The 18072-nt window shown below is 44.8% G+C and carries 18 protein-coding genes; 7 read left to right on the forward strand and 11 right to left on the reverse strand.

The features are described 5' to 3' along the window. Nucleotides 1-4: 4 nt before the first annotated feature. Genes FOT42_RS14970 through radC form a run of 5 tightly spaced genes read right to left on the reverse strand, consistent with a single transcriptional unit; the run spans nucleotide 5 to nucleotide 4747 of the window. On the reverse strand, nucleotides 5-1462 hold the full coding sequence (locus tag FOT42_RS14970) for a DUF5723 family protein (RefSeq protein WP_151891338.1): 1458 nt from the start codon (nucleotides 1460-1462) through the stop codon (nucleotides 5-7). Beyond that, the gene (locus tag FOT42_RS14975) at nucleotides 1459-2010 is read right to left on the reverse strand and encodes a hypothetical protein (protein ID WP_151891339.1); all 552 of its coding nucleotides are present in this window, start codon (nucleotides 2008-2010) and stop codon (nucleotides 1459-1461) included. Before FOT42_RS14975 ends, FOT42_RS14970 begins: the two co-directional genes overlap by 4 nt. 58 nt (nucleotides 2011-2068) lie before the next feature. Next, a complete protein-coding gene (locus tag FOT42_RS14980; protein ID WP_151891340.1) occupies nucleotides 2069-2758 on the reverse strand; it encodes a YjjG family noncanonical pyrimidine nucleotidase in 690 nt (229 codons plus the stop codon). Next, complete coding sequence (locus FOT42_RS14985; protein ID WP_151891341.1) at nucleotides 2751-4046, reverse strand: polysaccharide deacetylase family protein; 1296 nt, start codon at nucleotides 4044-4046, stop codon at nucleotides 2751-2753. The genes FOT42_RS14980 and FOT42_RS14985 overlap by 8 nt, the downstream gene beginning before the upstream one ends. Nucleotides 4047-4048: 2 nt before the next feature. Then, the gene (radC, locus tag FOT42_RS14990) at nucleotides 4049-4747 is read right to left on the reverse strand and encodes a RadC family protein (protein WP_151891342.1); all 699 of its coding nucleotides are present in this window, start codon (nucleotides 4745-4747) and stop codon (nucleotides 4049-4051) included. 54 nt (nucleotides 4748-4801) lie between these two features. Here radC and FOT42_RS14995 point away from each other — a divergent pair, with 54 nt between their 5' ends. Continuing rightward, nucleotides 4802-5254, forward strand: a complete 453-nt coding sequence (locus FOT42_RS14995; RefSeq protein ID WP_151891343.1) for a DUF1569 domain-containing protein — start codon at nucleotides 4802-4804, stop codon at nucleotides 5252-5254. A gap of 2 nt (nucleotides 5255-5256) precedes the next feature. Here the strand turns inward: FOT42_RS14995 and FOT42_RS15000 are convergent, their stop codons facing one another. Continuing rightward, nucleotides 5257-6615: a UDP-N-acetylmuramate--L-alanine ligase gene (locus FOT42_RS15000; protein WP_151891344.1), complete on the reverse strand. Its 1359-nt coding sequence runs from the start codon at nucleotides 6613-6615 to the stop codon at nucleotides 5257-5259. A 285-nt stretch (nucleotides 6616-6900) separates the two neighbouring features. On the opposite strand from FOT42_RS15000, the gene FOT42_RS15005 reads away from it, so the two are divergent. From FOT42_RS15005 to FOT42_RS15030, 6 genes are all read left to right on the forward strand, one after another. Continuing rightward, nucleotides 6901-9786, forward strand: a complete 2886-nt coding sequence (locus FOT42_RS15005; RefSeq protein WP_151891345.1) for a T9SS type B sorting domain-containing protein — start codon at nucleotides 6901-6903, stop codon at nucleotides 9784-9786. A gap of 12 nt (nucleotides 9787-9798) precedes the next feature. Next, a complete protein-coding gene (locus tag FOT42_RS15010; protein ID WP_151891346.1) occupies nucleotides 9799-10734 on the forward strand; it encodes a PorP/SprF family type IX secretion system membrane protein in 936 nt (311 codons plus the stop codon). Nucleotides 10735-10738: 4 nt separating this feature from the next. Then, nucleotides 10739-12457 carry an OmpA family protein gene (locus FOT42_RS15015; RefSeq protein ID WP_151891347.1) on the forward strand — a complete coding sequence of 573 codons (1719 nt, stop codon included), beginning with the start codon at nucleotides 10739-10741 and terminating at the stop codon, nucleotides 12455-12457. Nucleotides 12458-12511: 54 nt separating this feature from the next. Next, nucleotides 12512-12823 (forward strand): cupin domain-containing protein, encoded by a 312-nt coding sequence (locus FOT42_RS15020; RefSeq protein WP_151891348.1) that lies wholly within the window; start codon nucleotides 12512-12514, stop codon nucleotides 12821-12823. Between the two features lie 2 nt (nucleotides 12824-12825). Continuing rightward, nucleotides 12826-13611, forward strand: coding sequence for an SDR family oxidoreductase (locus FOT42_RS15025; RefSeq protein ID WP_151891349.1), 786 nt, complete (start codon nucleotides 12826-12828; stop codon nucleotides 13609-13611). Nucleotides 13612-13705: 94 nt separating this feature from the next. Then, the gene (locus FOT42_RS15030; RefSeq protein ID WP_151891350.1) at nucleotides 13706-14083 is read left to right on the forward strand and encodes a DoxX family protein; all 378 of its coding nucleotides are present in this window, start codon (nucleotides 13706-13708) and stop codon (nucleotides 14081-14083) included. 118 nt (nucleotides 14084-14201) lie between these two features. Here the strand turns inward: FOT42_RS15030 and FOT42_RS15035 are convergent, their stop codons facing one another. The 5 genes from FOT42_RS15035 to obgE form a co-directional block, all read right to left on the reverse strand. Then, nucleotides 14202-14927 (reverse strand): LytR/AlgR family response regulator transcription factor, encoded by a 726-nt coding sequence (locus tag FOT42_RS15035; RefSeq protein ID WP_151891351.1) that lies wholly within the window; start codon nucleotides 14925-14927, stop codon nucleotides 14202-14204. Then, entirely contained in the window at nucleotides 14924-15985 is a 1062-nt protein-coding gene (locus FOT42_RS15040) for a sensor histidine kinase (RefSeq protein ID WP_151891352.1), read from the reverse strand. The genes FOT42_RS15035 and FOT42_RS15040 overlap by 4 nt, the downstream gene beginning before the upstream one ends. Nucleotides 15986-16044: 59 nt before the next feature. Next, nucleotides 16045-16254, reverse strand: a complete 210-nt coding sequence (locus tag FOT42_RS15045) for a hypothetical protein (protein ID WP_151891353.1) — start codon at nucleotides 16252-16254, stop codon at nucleotides 16045-16047. Nucleotides 16255-16475: 221 nt separating this feature from the next. Continuing rightward, nucleotides 16476-16997 (reverse strand): DUF4136 domain-containing protein, encoded by a 522-nt coding sequence (locus tag FOT42_RS15050; protein WP_151891354.1) that lies wholly within the window; start codon nucleotides 16995-16997, stop codon nucleotides 16476-16478. A 65-nt stretch (nucleotides 16998-17062) separates the two neighbouring features. Then, nucleotides 17063-18064 (reverse strand): GTPase ObgE, encoded by a 1002-nt coding sequence (gene obgE / locus FOT42_RS15055; RefSeq protein ID WP_151891355.1) that lies wholly within the window; start codon nucleotides 18062-18064, stop codon nucleotides 17063-17065. Nucleotides 18065-18072 lie beyond the last annotated feature (8 nt).

Here is an 18072-nt window from a genome sequence, read left to right on the forward strand (position 1 = left end):
TAACTCAATTATCGTTCCAAGATATGATATTAAATCCGAACTGTAAAGAAGCGTAGTGACTATCGGCGATGTTCCCGTAGCCCAAAAGATTGTCGCCCAGTACATAAAAATTTATGGGACCTGCCTGCAAATTCAGTCCAAGACCGATGTTGGTCAACGAATATTTATCGACGGTGTAGGTCGTCTTCAACGAAAGGCCCCTTCCTACTCTTTTTTGATAAAATCCGGTCAATGCGGCCTGAATGCCCCTTGGTCTTTTGATCATATAGAGCTGACCTCCCACGCTGTTCCTATAAAAATCACTGTTGGCCCCATCTCCTGTGTTTATGGCACAGCCACAGTTCTCCGACCAGCTTCTCCCTCCTTCCCCAAAATCATATCGAATGGAGCCATAGGCCTTTATCGGTCTTAACGAAATATAACTGGACTGGTTTTCCCCATGGGGCAGTGCCTCATCAATTTCATCCACAAGGTCTTGCCAAAGGTCGTTGTTAACATTGTCGATATCCTCGGGTAGAAAAACCGTGATTCCCTCGGTGCTTGCAGTGCCTTCAAGAGTATAGTTCCAAACATCGTTTGAATTATAAATAAAACCCACATCCAAAATACTGCCCGTTATAGTGGTCTGCGGGTTCAGTTGATGGGTGAATCCGGCATCGAAACCCAGTCCAAGGTTCCCCCCGAGCAATACACGCTCGGTGAACAGGCTGGTGAGGTCTTTTCTGGTGGTCCCGGTATCCTCGTCAACAATGTCATAAAATCCTTTCACACCAGAGGTCTGCAATTGCATGTCGGCCACTATGATACTGTTATAAATATTGTCCTGTCCCTGCACGGTTCGGAACGAGCCTGAATTTTTGATGGACTGAAACTGAAAAATACTGGAATATAATTTTGCCCTGGCCCCAATGGTCAAAGTATTGTTGACTTTCCTATTGATGCCAAAATGGAACACATTCACCATCTCCCCCCTTAGGCTCAAATCGCCCAGGTCAAAACTCCTACCGATATTGCTCCCGCCATTGCCCTCAAAGGCCAACAGGGCCAAATCCTTGGGCCAGTAACTTATGATGTCCATTTCACCGTACATCCCGAAGGAATAGTAGTCATCTGGTCTATTCTTGCCCCGAAAACCGATATTGAAGCCCTCTATCTGGCTGGTGGAACCAAAATCGTCCCTTCTGGTCATCACGTCCAAAACACGCTCCTGTACCTTTGTGGTAAAATCCACTCCGTCATCGGCAAAAAGGTCATTCACGGTGACCCCACTGGTCGAAGCTTGGAAAAATAGCCCTGAAATCATGGGAACCCCAACATGCCAACGCTGCGAGGTCTTCATCCCCGGGTTGAGCATCAACGCCTGTGGGATTTCATTGAAATCGTAGAGCAATTGTCTATTTTGGGCATGGATGGAAGAAATCCCAAAAACAGCTATAAGTATAGTTTTGAGGAATCCTCTCATTTTAAACGGAATATAAATTCTGCAGCGGAACTCAACGAGATTTTGGGTTCCGGGTGGGAAGAAACACTTGTTGCATCACCCAAATTCCTGCCCGTGACCCTCAGACTGGAGGTATTTGTGAGAATGGAAAGGTTTAGACCGCCTGGACCATAAGTAACCTCCCGGGTAAATGTTTCCGAAGGATTGGCCTCTACTGTAAATGCTTCTTGGTATAGGGGATTTCCTGATTCATCCAAAAACTCAATCCTGATATCCGCTCGTTTGCTGGTCGTATTCTCAATTTCGTAGATGATCACGCCTTCCAATAAGCGCTCTGCCACGTACGTTTCGTTGAACGCATCAAAGTTTATGGTTTGGGAATAAAATGTACCAAATCCCCCGGCCGAATTGATGGTTTCCTCATCCGATTCCAGATAGAATATGCCGGAAGCCAAGGTTGGTGTCACACTGAGGTCATCAATTTGGCTAAAATCCTGTTCTTCTGTGCAGGAAGAAAGCAACAACATGATGATTGAAGCAAAAAGCACATGGAAAAACAATTTTTTCATAGCCAAAAGCATTTTCAAGAGTAGTGTAACAGAGGTATGCCGTTCTTACTATATAACTCTATAAAATGCTTTTTATTTCAATAAGATCGTAGATAGTTTTGCAAACATCATGGTTGGCTTCGTTATTGGAATTGAAGTGTACCACCTGCATTCCCATGGCCTTGGCCCCCAAAATATCCGCTTCCAAGTTGTCGCCCACCATGAGTGTATGCCTTGGTTCAACTTTGGCCCTGCTCAGGGCCAGCTCAAAAATGTAGGGGTCGGGTTTCTTTACCCCGGCCATTTCAGAATTGATGATCTGATCGAAGTAATGATGGATATTGCTCCCCTTGAGCTTTCGTTCCTGGACTTCTTCAAAACCATTGGTGATGATGTGCAATCGGTACTTTGGAAAAAGGTATTCCAGTACTTCGACAGTGTTGGGCAACAGATGGACGAACGAGGGCAGATGTTCTATATATTCATGGGACAAGGCATCGATGATCTCGTCCGTCACGGACGCTTTCAAGATGTCAAAAGTGCGCCGTAAACGTTGGTAGCGGAGTTCCGATTGTGTGATCCCATTTTCGCGGTAGAGCTTCCACATCTCAAAATTGATCGGGGAATAGATTTCCAAAAACCCGTTGAGATCGACTTTCACCCGGTTACTTTCCAAAATCTTGGCAAAGGTGAGTGCCGAATTTCTTTCAAAGTCCCATAACGTATGGTCAAGGTCAAAGAAAACATCCGTTACCTTATGATCAAACATAGTATCTCTTTAAAAAAGATTGATAGAGCTCCATCCAGTCCAGGTGTTGCTTGCCGCCCAACAATTCGTTGGAGAACACAACAATGAAATCCCCTTTCACTTGCTTGACCAAGCGGTACATCTTATCCATTTTCTCGAAGATCTCCTCCTTGCTGCGATAGTTCACCAAGGCATAATCGTGTACGGCAAAGGGATGCACTCTCAGCGGTTGCCTCACTTCCATATTGATGTCATAAAAATGGAAGGGTGTGCAGGTCCCGGCCCTGAACCCGACTTCGTGGGTATAGCCCATGGAGAAATCGTCCGTAAACTCTGTTTCCACCAAATTACGATAGGTGGCGGGAACATTCACCCTGTTGTACCGTAGTCTAGAGTAGGTAACCGGCCTGTTGATCAGATTGCCCAATTGATTTTTCTCTTGTTTCAACACGGTTTTGTCCGTAGAGGATAAAAATGAAGTGCTGAGCGACACCTCACTGTAATCCGCCACTGATTTTATCAGATACCTGAACTTGTTATGGTTTGTGGAGACATTCTTATCATGGGCCGAATGTCTGGCAAACTGAAAGAAGAACATGGTCTTTATGGGAAACTTTTTGTGGATGTCGATGAGCTCGTAAAAATTGTCAAACGGGTCTTTCTTCAAGCCCAACAGGACTGAGAATCGGTCCAGTATACTGCGAAACTTAAAATTCCCAAGGTCGATGAAAAAACCCCCAAGGGTCCTGGCCAAACCGCGCATGGCAAAGGCATGCGAAGTGGTGACATTGATGATGGACGTGAAGCGATACGATTTTTCCTTGTGCTCAAGGTCTGGAAAACGCTGTTGGAGCGCATCCAATAGTTTGAAGGCCCATAGATCCACCACGGGCAGTTCCAAAAAGTTGTTCTGGTAGGCAATGCTCTCCTTGACCGGAAACCGGCCTACGCTATCCTTCACATGGGGAAGGTATTCCTCGTAACGGCTCAGAAGAAAAAAACTAGCCGAAAAAATATCGAAAGGCAAAGTGCTCTTGTCCCCTGACGAGAAAAAACAGGGCACACCTTCCCAGTCCACTACCTTGATATCCAAATCGTTGATACCCTGCTCGAACAAGAGGTCATTGCTTCGTATAAAAAATTCATTTTGGAGGGGCTGCTTGGAGTAGGTCATCTTGGGGCCGGTATGCTTGATAAAATCCTCCACCTTGGTGGTAAAGGTGATTTCTATCCCCAATATTTTTTCAAATAGCTGTCTTGCCGTGTAGGTGAGTCTGTTCGTGATCTTATGGGTGAATATCAGCAACATGGCTATAGGATTCCTTTGTCTGCGAAGCTAAGATATTGGTGCTGGGCCACGATCAAGTGGTCCAAGACCCTTATATCCAACGCTTCCGATGCTTTTTTCAGCTTTTCCGTGATCTGTTTGTCCGCCAAACTGGGTTTTAGGGTTCCCGATGGATGGTTGTGTGCCAAAATGATGCCCACGGCTCCCAGTTCCAACGCCTGTTTCATCACCAACCGCACATCTACCAAAGTACCCGTGATGCCTCCCTTGCTCAACTGTGATTTATGGACGACCTTGTTGGAATTGTTCAGGTACAGGATCCAGAATTCTTCGTGCGGCAACTCCCCTATCAACGGATATAACAACTCAAAGGCATCTTTGCTGCTTGTTATGGCCGTGATTTTCTTGGTATCGTCCGTCCTCCTTCGGCGGCCCATTTCGAGTGCAGCGGCTATGCTCACTGCTTTTGCCTCCCCAATGCCCTTGAACCTCATCAATTGGTTCACGGAAAGTTTGCCCAACTCATTGAGATTGTGGCCCACAGAGGCCAAAATGCGTTTGGCGAGCTCCACGGCACTTTCATCACGGCTTCCAGAGCCTATCAGAATGGCTATCAGTTCTGCATCCGACAAGACAAAACAGCCTTTCTGGACCAATTTTTCCCTTGGCTTGTCATCGTCGGCCCAATTCTTAATGGAAAAGGAAGCTAATTTTTCTTGCATGGCCTAAAGATAGGAGATTAATTTTATGTAATTTACATAGATAAATTCCATCCCATGAAATCACTTTTTGACCCTGCCGCACATACTGAAATCTTATCCAGGGCAGACCAACTGTCCGAGGCTTCCGTAGGGCAATGGGGCAAAATGACCGTGGGCCAAATGCTGTGCCATTGCCAGTTCCCGCTCAAGGTTGCCCTTGGGGATCATGGTCCTTCAAAGAAGGTCAATCCGATTATGAAACTCCTTATGAAAAGTTTCAAAAAAAGTATGTACGATGACAAGCCCTGGCGACACAACCTGCCTACCGCCAAGGGCCTCAAGGTTACTGATGACAAGGATTTTTCAACGGAAAAGAAAAAATTGATCAAGCTGATCGATGATTTCCATCAGCAAAAGGACAAGAAAGTGTGGGAACCCCATCCCGTTTTTGGTCACTTCACCCATCATCAATGGGGACAGATGCAGTACAAACACCTGGACCACCATTTGAGGCAGTTTGGTGTTTAGACCTATTTTAAAAACACAGTCCTCAATTTTTCAAAATCGATGCCGCCATAGTTCCCTGAACTCATGAACAATAATGTGGTATCCTTAAAATTCTGGGCGAACAGGTAGTCCTGAAAGGCCAAGGAATCCGTGAAAATTTGGGCATCCATCCGATTCAAGGCCTCCATGATCTGCTCCTTGGTCACTTCCTGCAACCCTTTCACCTTAACCGATTCCGGGGAATAAAAGACCACCGCTGTGTCCGCTGCATCCAAAGCCCCACGGTATTGCTCCAAAAACTCAGGGTTCAGGCTGCTGTAGGTGTGCAGTTCCAAACAGGCGATCAACCGGCGTTGGGGATATTGCTCCTTCACTGCTTTTGTAGTGGCACTGACCTTGCTCGGCGCATGGGCAAAATCCTTGAAGGCCACCCTATCCCGTCCCTCGACCAGTTTTTCCAGACGCTTGGAAGCCCCTTTAAAGGTGGCCATGGCCTCATAAAAATCCATTTCGTCCACCCCCATTTGTTGGCATATCCACTTGGCACCCGCCAAATTGCCCAAATTGTGTCTTCCAAAAATTTCAAGGGGCATTTCGCCATCTGGTGTGTCCAGTAAGGTCTTGCCATCTTCCACTCGGTACGAAGGGGTGCTGTACGGGAACTTCCGTATGGGATTTTCCGTGGTCTCCACTATTTTCCTTACTTCGATATCTTCCGAATTGTAGGTGATGCTGCCACCCTTTACAATGCTGTCCACAAAAATGCGGAACTGCTCCACGTAGTTTTCAAAAGTGGGGAAAACATTGATATGGTCCCATGCAATGCCGCTCAAGAGGGCAATGTTGGGCCTGTACAAATGGAACTTGGGCCTTCTGTCCGTTGGTGATGAAAGGTATTCATCCCCTTCCAAAACCATAAAATCGTTTTCCTTGGTAAGATGCACCATTTTATCAAAGCCATCCAGCTGGGCCCCAACCATATAATCCACCTCAATGTCATGATAGCGAAGCACATGCAAGATCATAGAGGTAATGGTGGTCTTGCCATGGCTACCTCCAATGACCACCCGGGTTTTGTGCTTGGAATGTTCGTAGAGAAATTCAGGATAGGAAAATATCTTCAACCCCAGTTCTTGGGCCTTCAACAGTTCTGGGTTATCGGCCTTGGCATGCATGCCCAAGATCACGGCATCCAGACCGCTATGGATTTTTTCGGGGAACCAACCAAAATCCTTAGGCAACAGACCATTGGCCCGCAACCTGCTCTTGGACGGTTCAAAAATGACATCGTCGCTCCCTGTTATTTCATGGCCCTGTTCCTGCAATGCCAAGGCTAGGTTGTGCATGGCACTGCCCCCGATGGCTATAAAGTGTATGTGCATCAAAATTTATTTTCAGGGCAAAGATAATGATACCCCAACCCATTCTTCAAGAAACAAGGGGTCCATAAAATGTCATATTGTGCTTTTTTACGGCCATTTACCAGCAATTATGTACAATAAGTACATTCCTGAGGTTTCCATTTGTGTTTTTTGATTAGTTTTACGCCTTCTAACCTCAGGAATTTATCCAGTTGTAACCCCACAACGGATCATCAGTTTTTTTAACTAGTTGTTTTTTGATTTTCCCCAAAATCAAAATGCAATACTTTTTACCTACTTATCACTATGCGAAACAGCCTTATTCGTTCAGGATATGGTCCCATCGGCATAAAAGTCATTTTGGCCATATTTCTTCTTTTGGCATGTGGAATGTCTGTATACTCCCAATGTGCTGGACAAAACAACAGTGTCACCATCTGCAATAAGTTTGATGATATTTCCAATAGAAACTTTGACCTTTTTGCAAACTTGAACGGTATGCCCTCACCTGGAGGTTCGTGGTCAACGCCCAATCCGACAAACCTAAGTGCATTGGACATCAACACAGGAATCGTTGATCTTTGGATGGTCAACCGTTTTGGGGAACACCAATTTATTTACACCAACGGAAATTGCGGAGAATCGGCAACGGTGACCCTATTTTTGGGCGGCTATTCTGGAGAAGACAATGTTGATGGCAGTGCGAACGCCTGTAGTGAGGACTCTGCCGTAAATCTTTTTTCTTTCCTCGGGAGCCTTGTGGACGATGTAGTCCCCGACTTTAATGGTTTTTGGGAAGAGGATCCCATGACCCAGACAGGGTTCTTGTCGGGCAACTTGTTCAATGCCGAGGCAGCAGGTCCCGGGGAGTATATATTTACCTATACCGTTCCTGCCGTAGATGCTTGTCCCGGTATGCAATCGACCGTTTTTTTGGAAGTCCATCTTGCCCCAAACTCTGGAACTCCATCAAACCTTGTTGTATGTACCACCGATGACCTGTCAGGTTATACCAATCTGGATTTGAACAATCTATTGACCAATGAAGACCCCAATGGTGTATGGAGCGAGATGGGCACCAATCAAATCGATGATTTTCTTGACCACTTCGTAAATGTGGAAGAAATCAATGCCACCCATGGATTTGGCAGTTACGGCTTTACTTATACCGTACAACCCTCCCATCCGGTTTGTCCAGAATCTTCCACGGACGTTTTCATCATCATACTTCCCACATTGAATGGGTCCTTGGAATCCGAAAACTATTGTTCGGGAACACCTTACGAAATTACTTTAAACTATGACCCATCATTGTTGCCCTCGGGCCAATATGAAATTGAATATCGTGTGGGCAGTACCGAAGGTGATTGGGATGGAAGCACCAATATTTCTTTGGTGAATGGAACAGGTACATTCAATGTTGACCCATTGGCAGTTCCCATAAATGAAATGGTACAAGTGAACATCATTGCCATTGAGGGAATGCAACAAGTGGTGTGTGGCGACATTGGTGTTTTGGAAACCGAATTTCTGGTATCAAACTCCATTGCTTCTGGCGTGAATGTATGTCCCAATAATGAGGTGACCATCAATTTGGAGAACATTTTGGACCCAATGGCCAATCCTACCAACGAAATCCACACCATTAATTACACCCTAACAATTCCCGACAATTCCATTGTGGATCTATCGGAACAGAATGTTGTATTTTCCAATGGCTCCGCATCATTTGACATCCCTTCGGAACACTTAAATCAGTCAGGAACATACTCATTGGAAATTATTGTGGAAAACAGTTTTGAGATAGGCTGTACCATAAATACAGGGTTCGAGATTCTTCCCATTCCCGAAGATATTGACCTGGACATTGCGGTGGACAACAGTTGTGATGCAACTTCCATTGATGTACTCGTAAATGCCCCGACCCTACCCAATGGAAGCTATACGATTGATTACTTCGTGGTTGAACAAAATACACAGTCAACCTTAACGGACAATACCATCAACTTTGTTGGTGGGGTCGCTGTTTATGGAATCGACATTGCCAACCTAGCTGATGGAGATTATATTGTTGTACTAAAAAGCACCCAAAACGATTCCACACCTTGCAGGCTCCAATTTGAATTTGAGTTACAGGAAGGCTTTTCCATTGGTGGGCAACCTATTGTACTAGAGGCAGAAGAGCAACAATCCTTTTGCTTAAATGAAGGTGTTCCAACGTTGGAAGACATAGATGTCAACACTACTGGTCCCATCGCATTTTACCCAACCATTGACAGTCAAGAAGCTTTACCTATTAACACACCTTTGGAAGAGGGTGAAGATTACTATGTTGTCAGCTCCGATGAAAACAACAATTGCGCCAGCGAAGAACGGACAAGGGTCCAAGTGTCCTTTTATGCCGCCGGGATACCAACTACCATCGATCCCTTCCCTATTTATTGTGCTTCAGATGAAGTAACCCTTGCCGGTTTGGACATAGCAACCCCCAATGGAGGAGATATTGTTTGGTACGATGCAACCTCGGGCGGTAATATATTGGACTCAACCGAAATACTCGTTGATGGACAATCTTATTTTGCTGCCGAGCAATTGGACGGGTTCTGTGAAAGCGATACTAGATTGGAAATTGCACCAGTTATAATTCAACCGCCATTGCCCGATTTACTTTCCGATGTACTCTTGGTCTGTGCACTGGACAACCCGACCGTGGCTGAATTGATAAATCTTGAAAATGCCATTGGAGCAGAAGTTGAATGGTTCAATGTAGCTGAAGGAGGTACCGCAATACCCAGTTATGGGCCATTGGAAGATGATACCATCTACTATGCGCAGAGTTATGATCCAGATACGGGCTGTATCAACAAAAACAGAGTTCCCGTAACAGTGGACCTGAACAATTGCGACCCGGAAAAATACGGTTTTTTCATTCCCGATGCATTTTCTCCCAATAACGATGGTCGAAACGACACCTATTATATTCCCAACATTGAAATAATCTTCCCCGATTTCACTTTGGAAATCTTTAACCGATATGGTAATTCACTTTTCAAGGGCAATTCCTCGAAACCTGCTTGGGACGGAACAGGACCCAGCGGAAAAACCGTTCCCAATGGGGTCTATTTCTATCTCATCCACTTCAATAGGGATGGGTATGACCCTAAACAAGGAAGATTATACCTAAACCGATAAGTAAGCAAATCCATGAAAAGAATACTGACAACTTTGTTGTTTCTATGGTGTTCATTGGGGGCAAAATCGCAGCAAGATCCCCAGTTCACCCAATATATGTATAACCTGAGCATTATAAACCCAGCCTATACCACCAACGAAAGAGGACTGATCAATTTAGGGACGCTCTACCGCTCGCAATGGCAAAATGTTGAGGGCGCCCCAGAAACATTGACCTTTTTTGCCCATGCCACCTTAAGCGACAAAGTGGAAACCGGAATTTCCATCATTAAAGATGAGATTGGGGATGGTGTACTTTCAGAAAACAATATAAATGCGGATTTCGCATACATTCTACAACTTGACGATCAAAGCAATTTGGCTTTGGGGCTAAAGGGAGGCATCACTACTTTTGAAACCAATTTCACTGACCTTGTACTTCCTGAATATCAAGATGACGATGCTTTCAATGAAAACATAAATAGTATTTTTCCCAATGTCGGGGTGGGTGTTTTTTATAACAGACCTAACTTTTATGCAGGAGTGTCCGCTCCAAACTTGCTCACTTCCAAACATATTGACAACCAGGATGGGATAAAAAGAATAGGTTCCGAAGAAATACATCTGTTTTTCACTTCAGGCTATGTGTACACCATAAACCCAGACTTGAAGATAAAACCTTCCGTGATGACAAAAATGGTGGAAGGGTCACCCATTTCTTTGGATACCTCCATCAATGTGCTGTTCAACAACAAGTTTGAAACAGGGCTTTCCTATAGATGGGGCGATGCCGTGAATGCCATGTTCAATGTTTACGTGGTGCCTTCCGTAAGAATAGGCTATGCCTACGATTACACACTGTCCAATTTGGGGAGTTTCAGTTCAGGGTCCCACGAGATTTTTGCCCTTTTTGATCTTGATTTGCTCGGCTTAAGAAAAGGATACGACAAATCCCCCAGATTCTACTAAGATTATGAAAAGACTGCTTTTTATCATACTGATCGGCGTACAGCCTGTTCTGGCACAACAGGAACTGGAGCGAGCCAACACCTATTTTGAACGGGCATTCTATAGTGATGCCATCCCCTTGTACGAGCAAGTCCTATCAACCAATCGCAGCCAACAAGTTTTACAGAACCTAGCGGATGCCTACTATCGAACTTATGATATGCATTCGGCAGCAAGATGGTACAATACACTGATCTCTAGGTCAGGGAAAAACGTCGATGCCTCCTATTATTTCAAACTCAATCAATCTTTGAAAGCCATAGGCAAGTATCAAGAAGCCGAAAGAGTATTGCAAGAATATTATCAGCGTTTGGGGGATTCGGTATCGATCAACAAGATAGGGCAGGACAATCTTTATCTGGCCAGTATTCAATCCATTGGAGATAGGTTTGCCATTCAAAACCTCCCTTTGAACACCCCTGCTTCGGAATTTGCAGCGATACAAATCGATTCCAACCTGATTTACACCGCAGCTAGAAAGAAGAATACATCCTTGAAAAAAGTTTACCGTTGGAACAACCAAAACTATTTGGACATTTACATCCATCCCATGGATAAAATTGGGCAAAATGATAGTTTCAGCAACAGCCTTTCCGGTAAGGTTAATACCAAAATGCACGAGGGGACCTATGCCATTACCAAAGACAGGAAAACCATTTACTTTACCCGGAACAATTTTATAAAAGGAAGAAAACGAACAGACAACAAGAAGATTTCGAATTTAAAAATTTACAAAGCGGAATGGATTGATGGCGAATGGTCGAACATTACAGAATTACCATTTAACAGCGACGATTATTCAACAGAGCATCCAGCATTGAGCCATGATGAGACCAAACTTTATTTTTCTTCCGACCGTCCTGGCGGTTATGGATCTTTTGATCTATATAGCGTTGATATCATTTCCGATGGATCCTATGGCGTCCCAAAAAACCTAGGTTCCTCCATCAATACAGATAAAAAAGAGCAATTTCCATTTTTGGATACCCACAACAACCTATACTTTGCTTCGAATGGACATCCAGGGTTTGGCCTTTTGGATATTTTTATCTCCAAATATGAATCCGGCAACCACCAAAACCCCGATAATTTGGGATTGCCCGTAAATAGCGGTTACGATGATTTTGCCATTTCGTTCCATTCGCCAAGCGAAGGATATTTTTCATCCAACCGTCCATCTGGCAAGGGTAGTGATGACGTCTATTCATTTGAGGAGACCAAACCACTCATCCTTCAACCAAAAGAAATGGAAAAGAGCCAAAATGCCATCAAAACTACCGATATAGTGGAAATGGAAAGCACCCTGGTAAAGAACGGCGACAGGATAATGATCAAGGCCGAGCAAATTCATTTTGACTATAATTTGTGGTATTTAAGAAATGAGGCAAAGGATAGACTTGGAGTGGTCCTTGACATTCTACAAAAGTATCCAAACAGTATCATCGAAGTAGGAACCCACACAGATAGTAGAGGGAACTTAGAATATAACCGTGAACTTTCCCAAAAAAGGGCAAATTCCGTAAAAGATTTTCTGGTGAGCAAAGGTATTGGCCCCGACAGGATTATTGCCAAAGGGTATGGGGAATCGCGACCCCTTGTCAAATGTGAAACCGACGATGAATGCTCCGAAGAGGACCACGAACTGAACAGACGTTGTGAATTTGTGGTCATTGAAGGGATGTAAAGTAAAAATCATCCCATTTTTCATAGGATATGCCTATTTTGGCTAAAAAATCCGATGAACCTATATGAACTAAAATCAAAGGAAATCATGCCGGGCTATCATGGAAAACTGGTCCACGGGGAGCAGATGAGCTGGGTGTTCTGGGACGTGGAAAAAAACGCCGTGGTGCCAGAGCACAGTCACATGCACGAGCAGATCATGCACGTGGTGGAAGGAACTTTTGAATTTACCCTTGATGGAAAAACAGACACCTATGGCCCAGGGGATGTGGTCATCATCCCTTCCCATGCCCCACATAGTGGAAAAGCCATCACAGCTTGCAAATTGATGGACATTTTCAGTCCTGTCCGGGAAGAATACAGATAGCCATGGACATTTCACTCAAAGGAAAAAAAGCCCTAGTTGGCGGGAGCAGCAAGGGAATCGGCGAGGCCATTGCCAGACAATTGGCATCCAGTGGGGCCAGTGTGACACTTATGGCGAGGAGCGAGGAGCGCATGAAGGCCATTATAAAGGAAATGGATTCTTCTCAGGGACAGCAACATCAGTATCTAGTGGTCGATTTCTCCAATTTTGAAGCGTTCAAAACTAGTATTTCAGCATTTTTTGAACACAATACCATCAATATTTTGGTGAACAATACCCAAGGCCCAAAAGCAGGCGGTGCCTTGGAAAAGAAGGTCGATGATTACCAAGAAGCTTTTGACCTGTTGTTCAAATCCGTGGTTTTTACCACGGAACTTGCCTTGAAACACATGCAACAGAACCAATGGGGAAGGATCATCAACGTGGCCTCCATTTCGGTGAAGGAACCGCTGAACTATTTGGCGCTCTCCAATTCCATCAGGGCAGCCGTGGTGACCTGGGCCAAAAGCCTGGCCTATGATGTGGCAAAGGATGGAATCACCATAAACAGTACCTTGACAGGGTATTTTGATACGGACCGCATTGCCCAACTCAATATGAAAAAAGCAGAGAACCTGGGCATATCACCCGATGAAGTGCTCGCCAACATGGAAGAACAAGTTCCAATGAAACGGATAGGAAGGCCCGAAGAGTATGGTTTTTTGGTCACTTTTCTGGCTTCGGACCAAGCTGCTTTTATTACCGGGACCAACATCCCCATTGATGGAGGATTATTGAAATCCCTATAATCATTTTTATTATAAATAAAAATATAATCCAAAAAAATTAACATATGTTTATTTTTTGAATACATTTATTGGATAAACCATAAAATCCAACTCTATGAATTCAAAAGTTTTTTTGGTGGTCCGCATACTTTTAGGACTGCTTATCCTAGTATTTGGGCTCAACAAGTTCTTAAATTTTATACCTGCTGGCGGTGAAATGCCCGAACCCGCAATGAACTATTTCGGTGCAATCTCTTCCACGCACACCATAAGCTTGGTGGGCATTGTTGAGGTCTTGGCGGGACTTGCCTTGATACTCAACAAGTATGGTGCCCTCATGGCATTGATCTTGATGAGCGTATCTGTAAATGCCGTTATGTTCCACGCTACATTGGCTCCTGAGGGTATTGGTCCTGCCTTGGGTCTTTTGATATTGAACATTATCGTATTGATCGGGTACAAAGATCGGTACAAGGATCTGCTTCGTCCATAAGACTAAAAAGAGACTTTCTGTCAGTTCGAGCGTAGTCGAGAAATTATTGGTTGCTCACAATCAAGAGGTTTCGACTGCGCTCAACCTGACAAAATCCAAGTTTCAGTCTTCTGCCCTATTATAAACTCATCCGATCCTTAAAAATATAGGACTGCCTTCGGGACACTTCCACCTCTTCACCATTTTTCAGGGTCAGTTTCAATTTTCCATTGAACCAAGGGACAACATTCTCGATGTAGTTGGTGTTGACAATCTGTTGCCGGTTGGCCCTAAAAAAAGTATCCTCTGGGAGTTTTTCCTCCACTTGGTTGAGCGATTTGTAGAGCAACGGTTTTTTGTCATCAAAAAACACCCTGGTGTAATTGCCGACAATCTCGAACAGCGAAATGTCCCCGATCTTCACCAACCAGCAAGATTCGCCATCCTTGATGAATATTTGGCTATTTTCCGTTAGTTTCTTCGTTCTGTCATTGTCCTGCTTCGCCGTTTCCATCTTGGCCCTCACTTTTTCCAAGGCCATTGCAAAACGGTTTTCGTTTACGGGCTTGAGCAGATAGTCGAGGGCATTGTATTCGAACGATTTGATGGCATACTCATCAAAGGCCGTGGTAAAAATGGTCATGGGCACCTCATCCAGCATCTCAAGAAGCTCAAAACCATCCTTCTCGGGCATATTGATGTCCAGGAACAGGAGGTCGGGATTTTCAGCCTGGATCAGTTCATAGCCTTCATCCACGTTCTCCGCTTCCCCCACAAGCGTTATGTCATCATACTTTTTCAAGAGCTCTTTGAGCTCATTGCGCGCCAATCTGGAATCTTCTACTATGACTGCCCTGATATTCATGTGAGTGGAATGGTTATTTGGGCCACGACCTCATCATCGGCCACTTCATCCAATTTAAATGATGCACGGTCGGCATACAACAATTTCAGTCGTTGTTTTATATTTTTCAATCCCAATTGCGTGGAATCCTTGGATATGTTCAGTTGTCCCGTGTTCCTGACCTCTATGAGCAAATGATCTTCTTTTTGGACGATTTTCAAAAGGATCCTGCCCCCGTTTTTCAGATTGGCGATTCCGTGCTTGGCAGCGTTCTCCACCAGCAACTGGATCACCATGGGCGGAATCCTTAGGTCGAGGGTGTCGGTATCCACTTCTTTGACAAATTCCAATCGGTCCTCAAACTGGATCTTGGAAAGGTCGATGTAGTTGTCCACCACTTCCAGCTCTTCCCTTACTGCAATATCGTTGATGTTGTTCTTCGTCAATGAGTACCGCAAGATCTCGGATAGCTTTGTGAGCATTTCCCTGGATTTTTCCACATCTTCCAACATCAAGCCACGTATGTTGTTCAAACTGTTGAACATAAAATGTGGATTGATCTGCCCCTTCAAGGTGTTCAGTTGTGCTTGTTTCAGGTTTGTGTTCAGTTCCAAACGCTCTATCCTGTCCTGATTGAGCTTGAGCAATAGGGTGATGACCAAATAGGTGACTACCCAGGCACCTACCAAGAAGAGTGAGTTCAGCACTTGGATCCAGAAATTGTCATAGCTCTTGAACATATGGACCTCGTTCTCGGTAAGTGCAGGACCAAATTTGCCGTATAGAAATCCAAAGAACATGTTCAGCAGCCCAAACACCACGGATGTCAATACAAAAGAAGCTAGGATTTTTAGAATATCCCTTGGCCCAAAGTTATCAAAATGCACATTCCGTTTTAGGTACCATCTCAATATGGATGTGGGGAGAATCCCAATGAAAGTTCCAACAACCACCGAATAGATGGTCAATTCCATACTGATGCCCTTCGGTACAAATGCCGCTATGGAATTGATAAAGCCCCAACCCAAAAACTGCAGGATCCAAAAGATCTGGTTTCTTCTTTTTTTGCTCAATTCCATATCACTTGGCTATGCTGCCAAATATAATCCATTGTTTCCTTGAAATTTGTCCAATGTCCTTATGATTCTTGCGCCTTCTTTCTTTTGAACAATCCGCAACATGATCTGCTGGAAGGCAAAAAAACAATCCAGACCATGGTCATGCCGGTATAGAAGAACGGAAAGTAGTCCGCATATTCCCAATCGTTGAACTTACCATAAACACCTATGATCCCTCCTAAAATTCCCATGGCCATGACCACTTTTTGGGATGTGTTGAATTTTCTCATTTTGTTGAATTTCAAACTAGTGATTTAAAGAAGGATGCTAACCAAAAGGGTGATGATCAATTTTGCCAGTGCTATCATGGTGGTTTGCTTTTTAGGTTACACAAGGCTAAAGTAGTGGATGATGGCCTCGTACCAAATGGGTTTATGACCAATGGTCATATGGATCACCTGAACGGTAATGACACTCTGACTTCCTTCAAAAAAGCTGTGGAAAAACTGTACTAGTTCTTGGGGGGAAACTTGGAAAACACCTTTTTCACCAATACTTCGAGCCTGTGTTCCCTTTCACTGGGCGATGCGTTTTCCCTGTACCCACTTTCTGCAGTGGCCTGCCAGAACAGGGCATCTCGTTGGGCATCCACAAAATCGAACTGAATGCTACGTTGGACACTTGGGCTGCCCAAGGGCAATCCCACGGATATCCCTCCGCCCACATTTCTTCCGCCCCCACCAAGACCAACGCCTACAGAATTTTTGGGGGCTGCCTGGTATTCGTTGCTCAGTATGTTTACAAAGATTTCAGGCTCCTCGGCCAAGCGGTATCCTCTAGATTGAAGGGTGGAATCCAAAATACGGACGAGCCGCTTTTCGTCCAACTGGCTCAATCCAGAATTCATGTCAGGGAAATAATTGTAGGTGGTATAGCCGGAGAAATCGACTTCCTTGTCGTAGTCATAATTCACCCGAACGGAAGAACAGGCTGCCAAAAGCAAACTAAAAAACACCATCAAAATATTGCGCATAACGGTCGTTTCTGGATTCCTTAAAATTAATCAATATATTGATTATGAGATTAGAGGAAAGTGTTTTATTCGTTCAAAAGCGTCCAAAGCCTATCCTTGAGTTCCTGGATGCCCAAACCACTTACCGACGAGATGAACAAATAGGGCATGTCCTTGAAATCACTTTTTAAATCCTCTTTCATTTCTTCAATGAGCTCTTCATCGAGCATATCGCACTTGGAAATGGCCACAAGTCGGTTTTTGTCCAACAACTCCGGATTATACCTTCTCAATTCATCCAAAAGAATGGCATATTCCTGGCTGATGTCCTTGCTATCGGCCGGAATCAGGAAAAGTAATGTGGCATTTCGCTCTATATGGCGCAAGAAATAGTGCCCCAGTCCCTTGCCTTCGGCCGCACCCTCGATGATCCCGGGAATGTCTGCCATGACGAAGCTCCTAAAATCCCTGTATTCCACGATACCCAGATTGGGCTTGAGCGTGGTGAACTCATAATCGGCGATCTTGGGCTTTGCCGACGTCATTACGGAGAGCAATGTGGATTTTCCGGCGTTGGGAAAACCGACCAAACCAACATCTGCCAACACTTTGAGTTCCAATGTGATATTGGCTTCTTGCCCAGGTATGCCTGGTTGCGCATAGCGGGGTGTCTGGTTGGTGGGGCTCTTGAAATGCCAGTTGCCACGGCCTCCCATTCCTCCTTCCAGAACAATCTTTTCCTCTTGGTCCCTGGTTATCTCGAAAAGCACCTCTTTGGTCTCCGTATCCCTGACCACAGTACCCAAGGGCACTTCCAGATACACGTCGGAACCGTCGGCCCCAGTGCTCCGGTTTTTACTGCCGTGTTCCCCATGTTCGGCCTTAAAATGCTTTTTGAACTTGAAATGGACCAAGGTCCATAGGTTTTTGTTCCCTTTTATGATGACATGTCCGCCTCGGCCTCCATCGCCTCCATCAGGACCTCCCTTGGCCACATACTTTTCGCGGTGCAAATGCGCAGAGCCCTTGCCCCCGTTTCCGGAGGAGACAAACACTTTTACATAATCCACAAAATTCCCCTCGGTCATGTTCTTGG

The organism is Flagellimonas hadalis (assembly GCF_007785775.2).
GTDB lineage: Bacteria > Bacteroidota > Bacteroidia > Flavobacteriales > Flavobacteriaceae > Flagellimonas > Flagellimonas hadalis.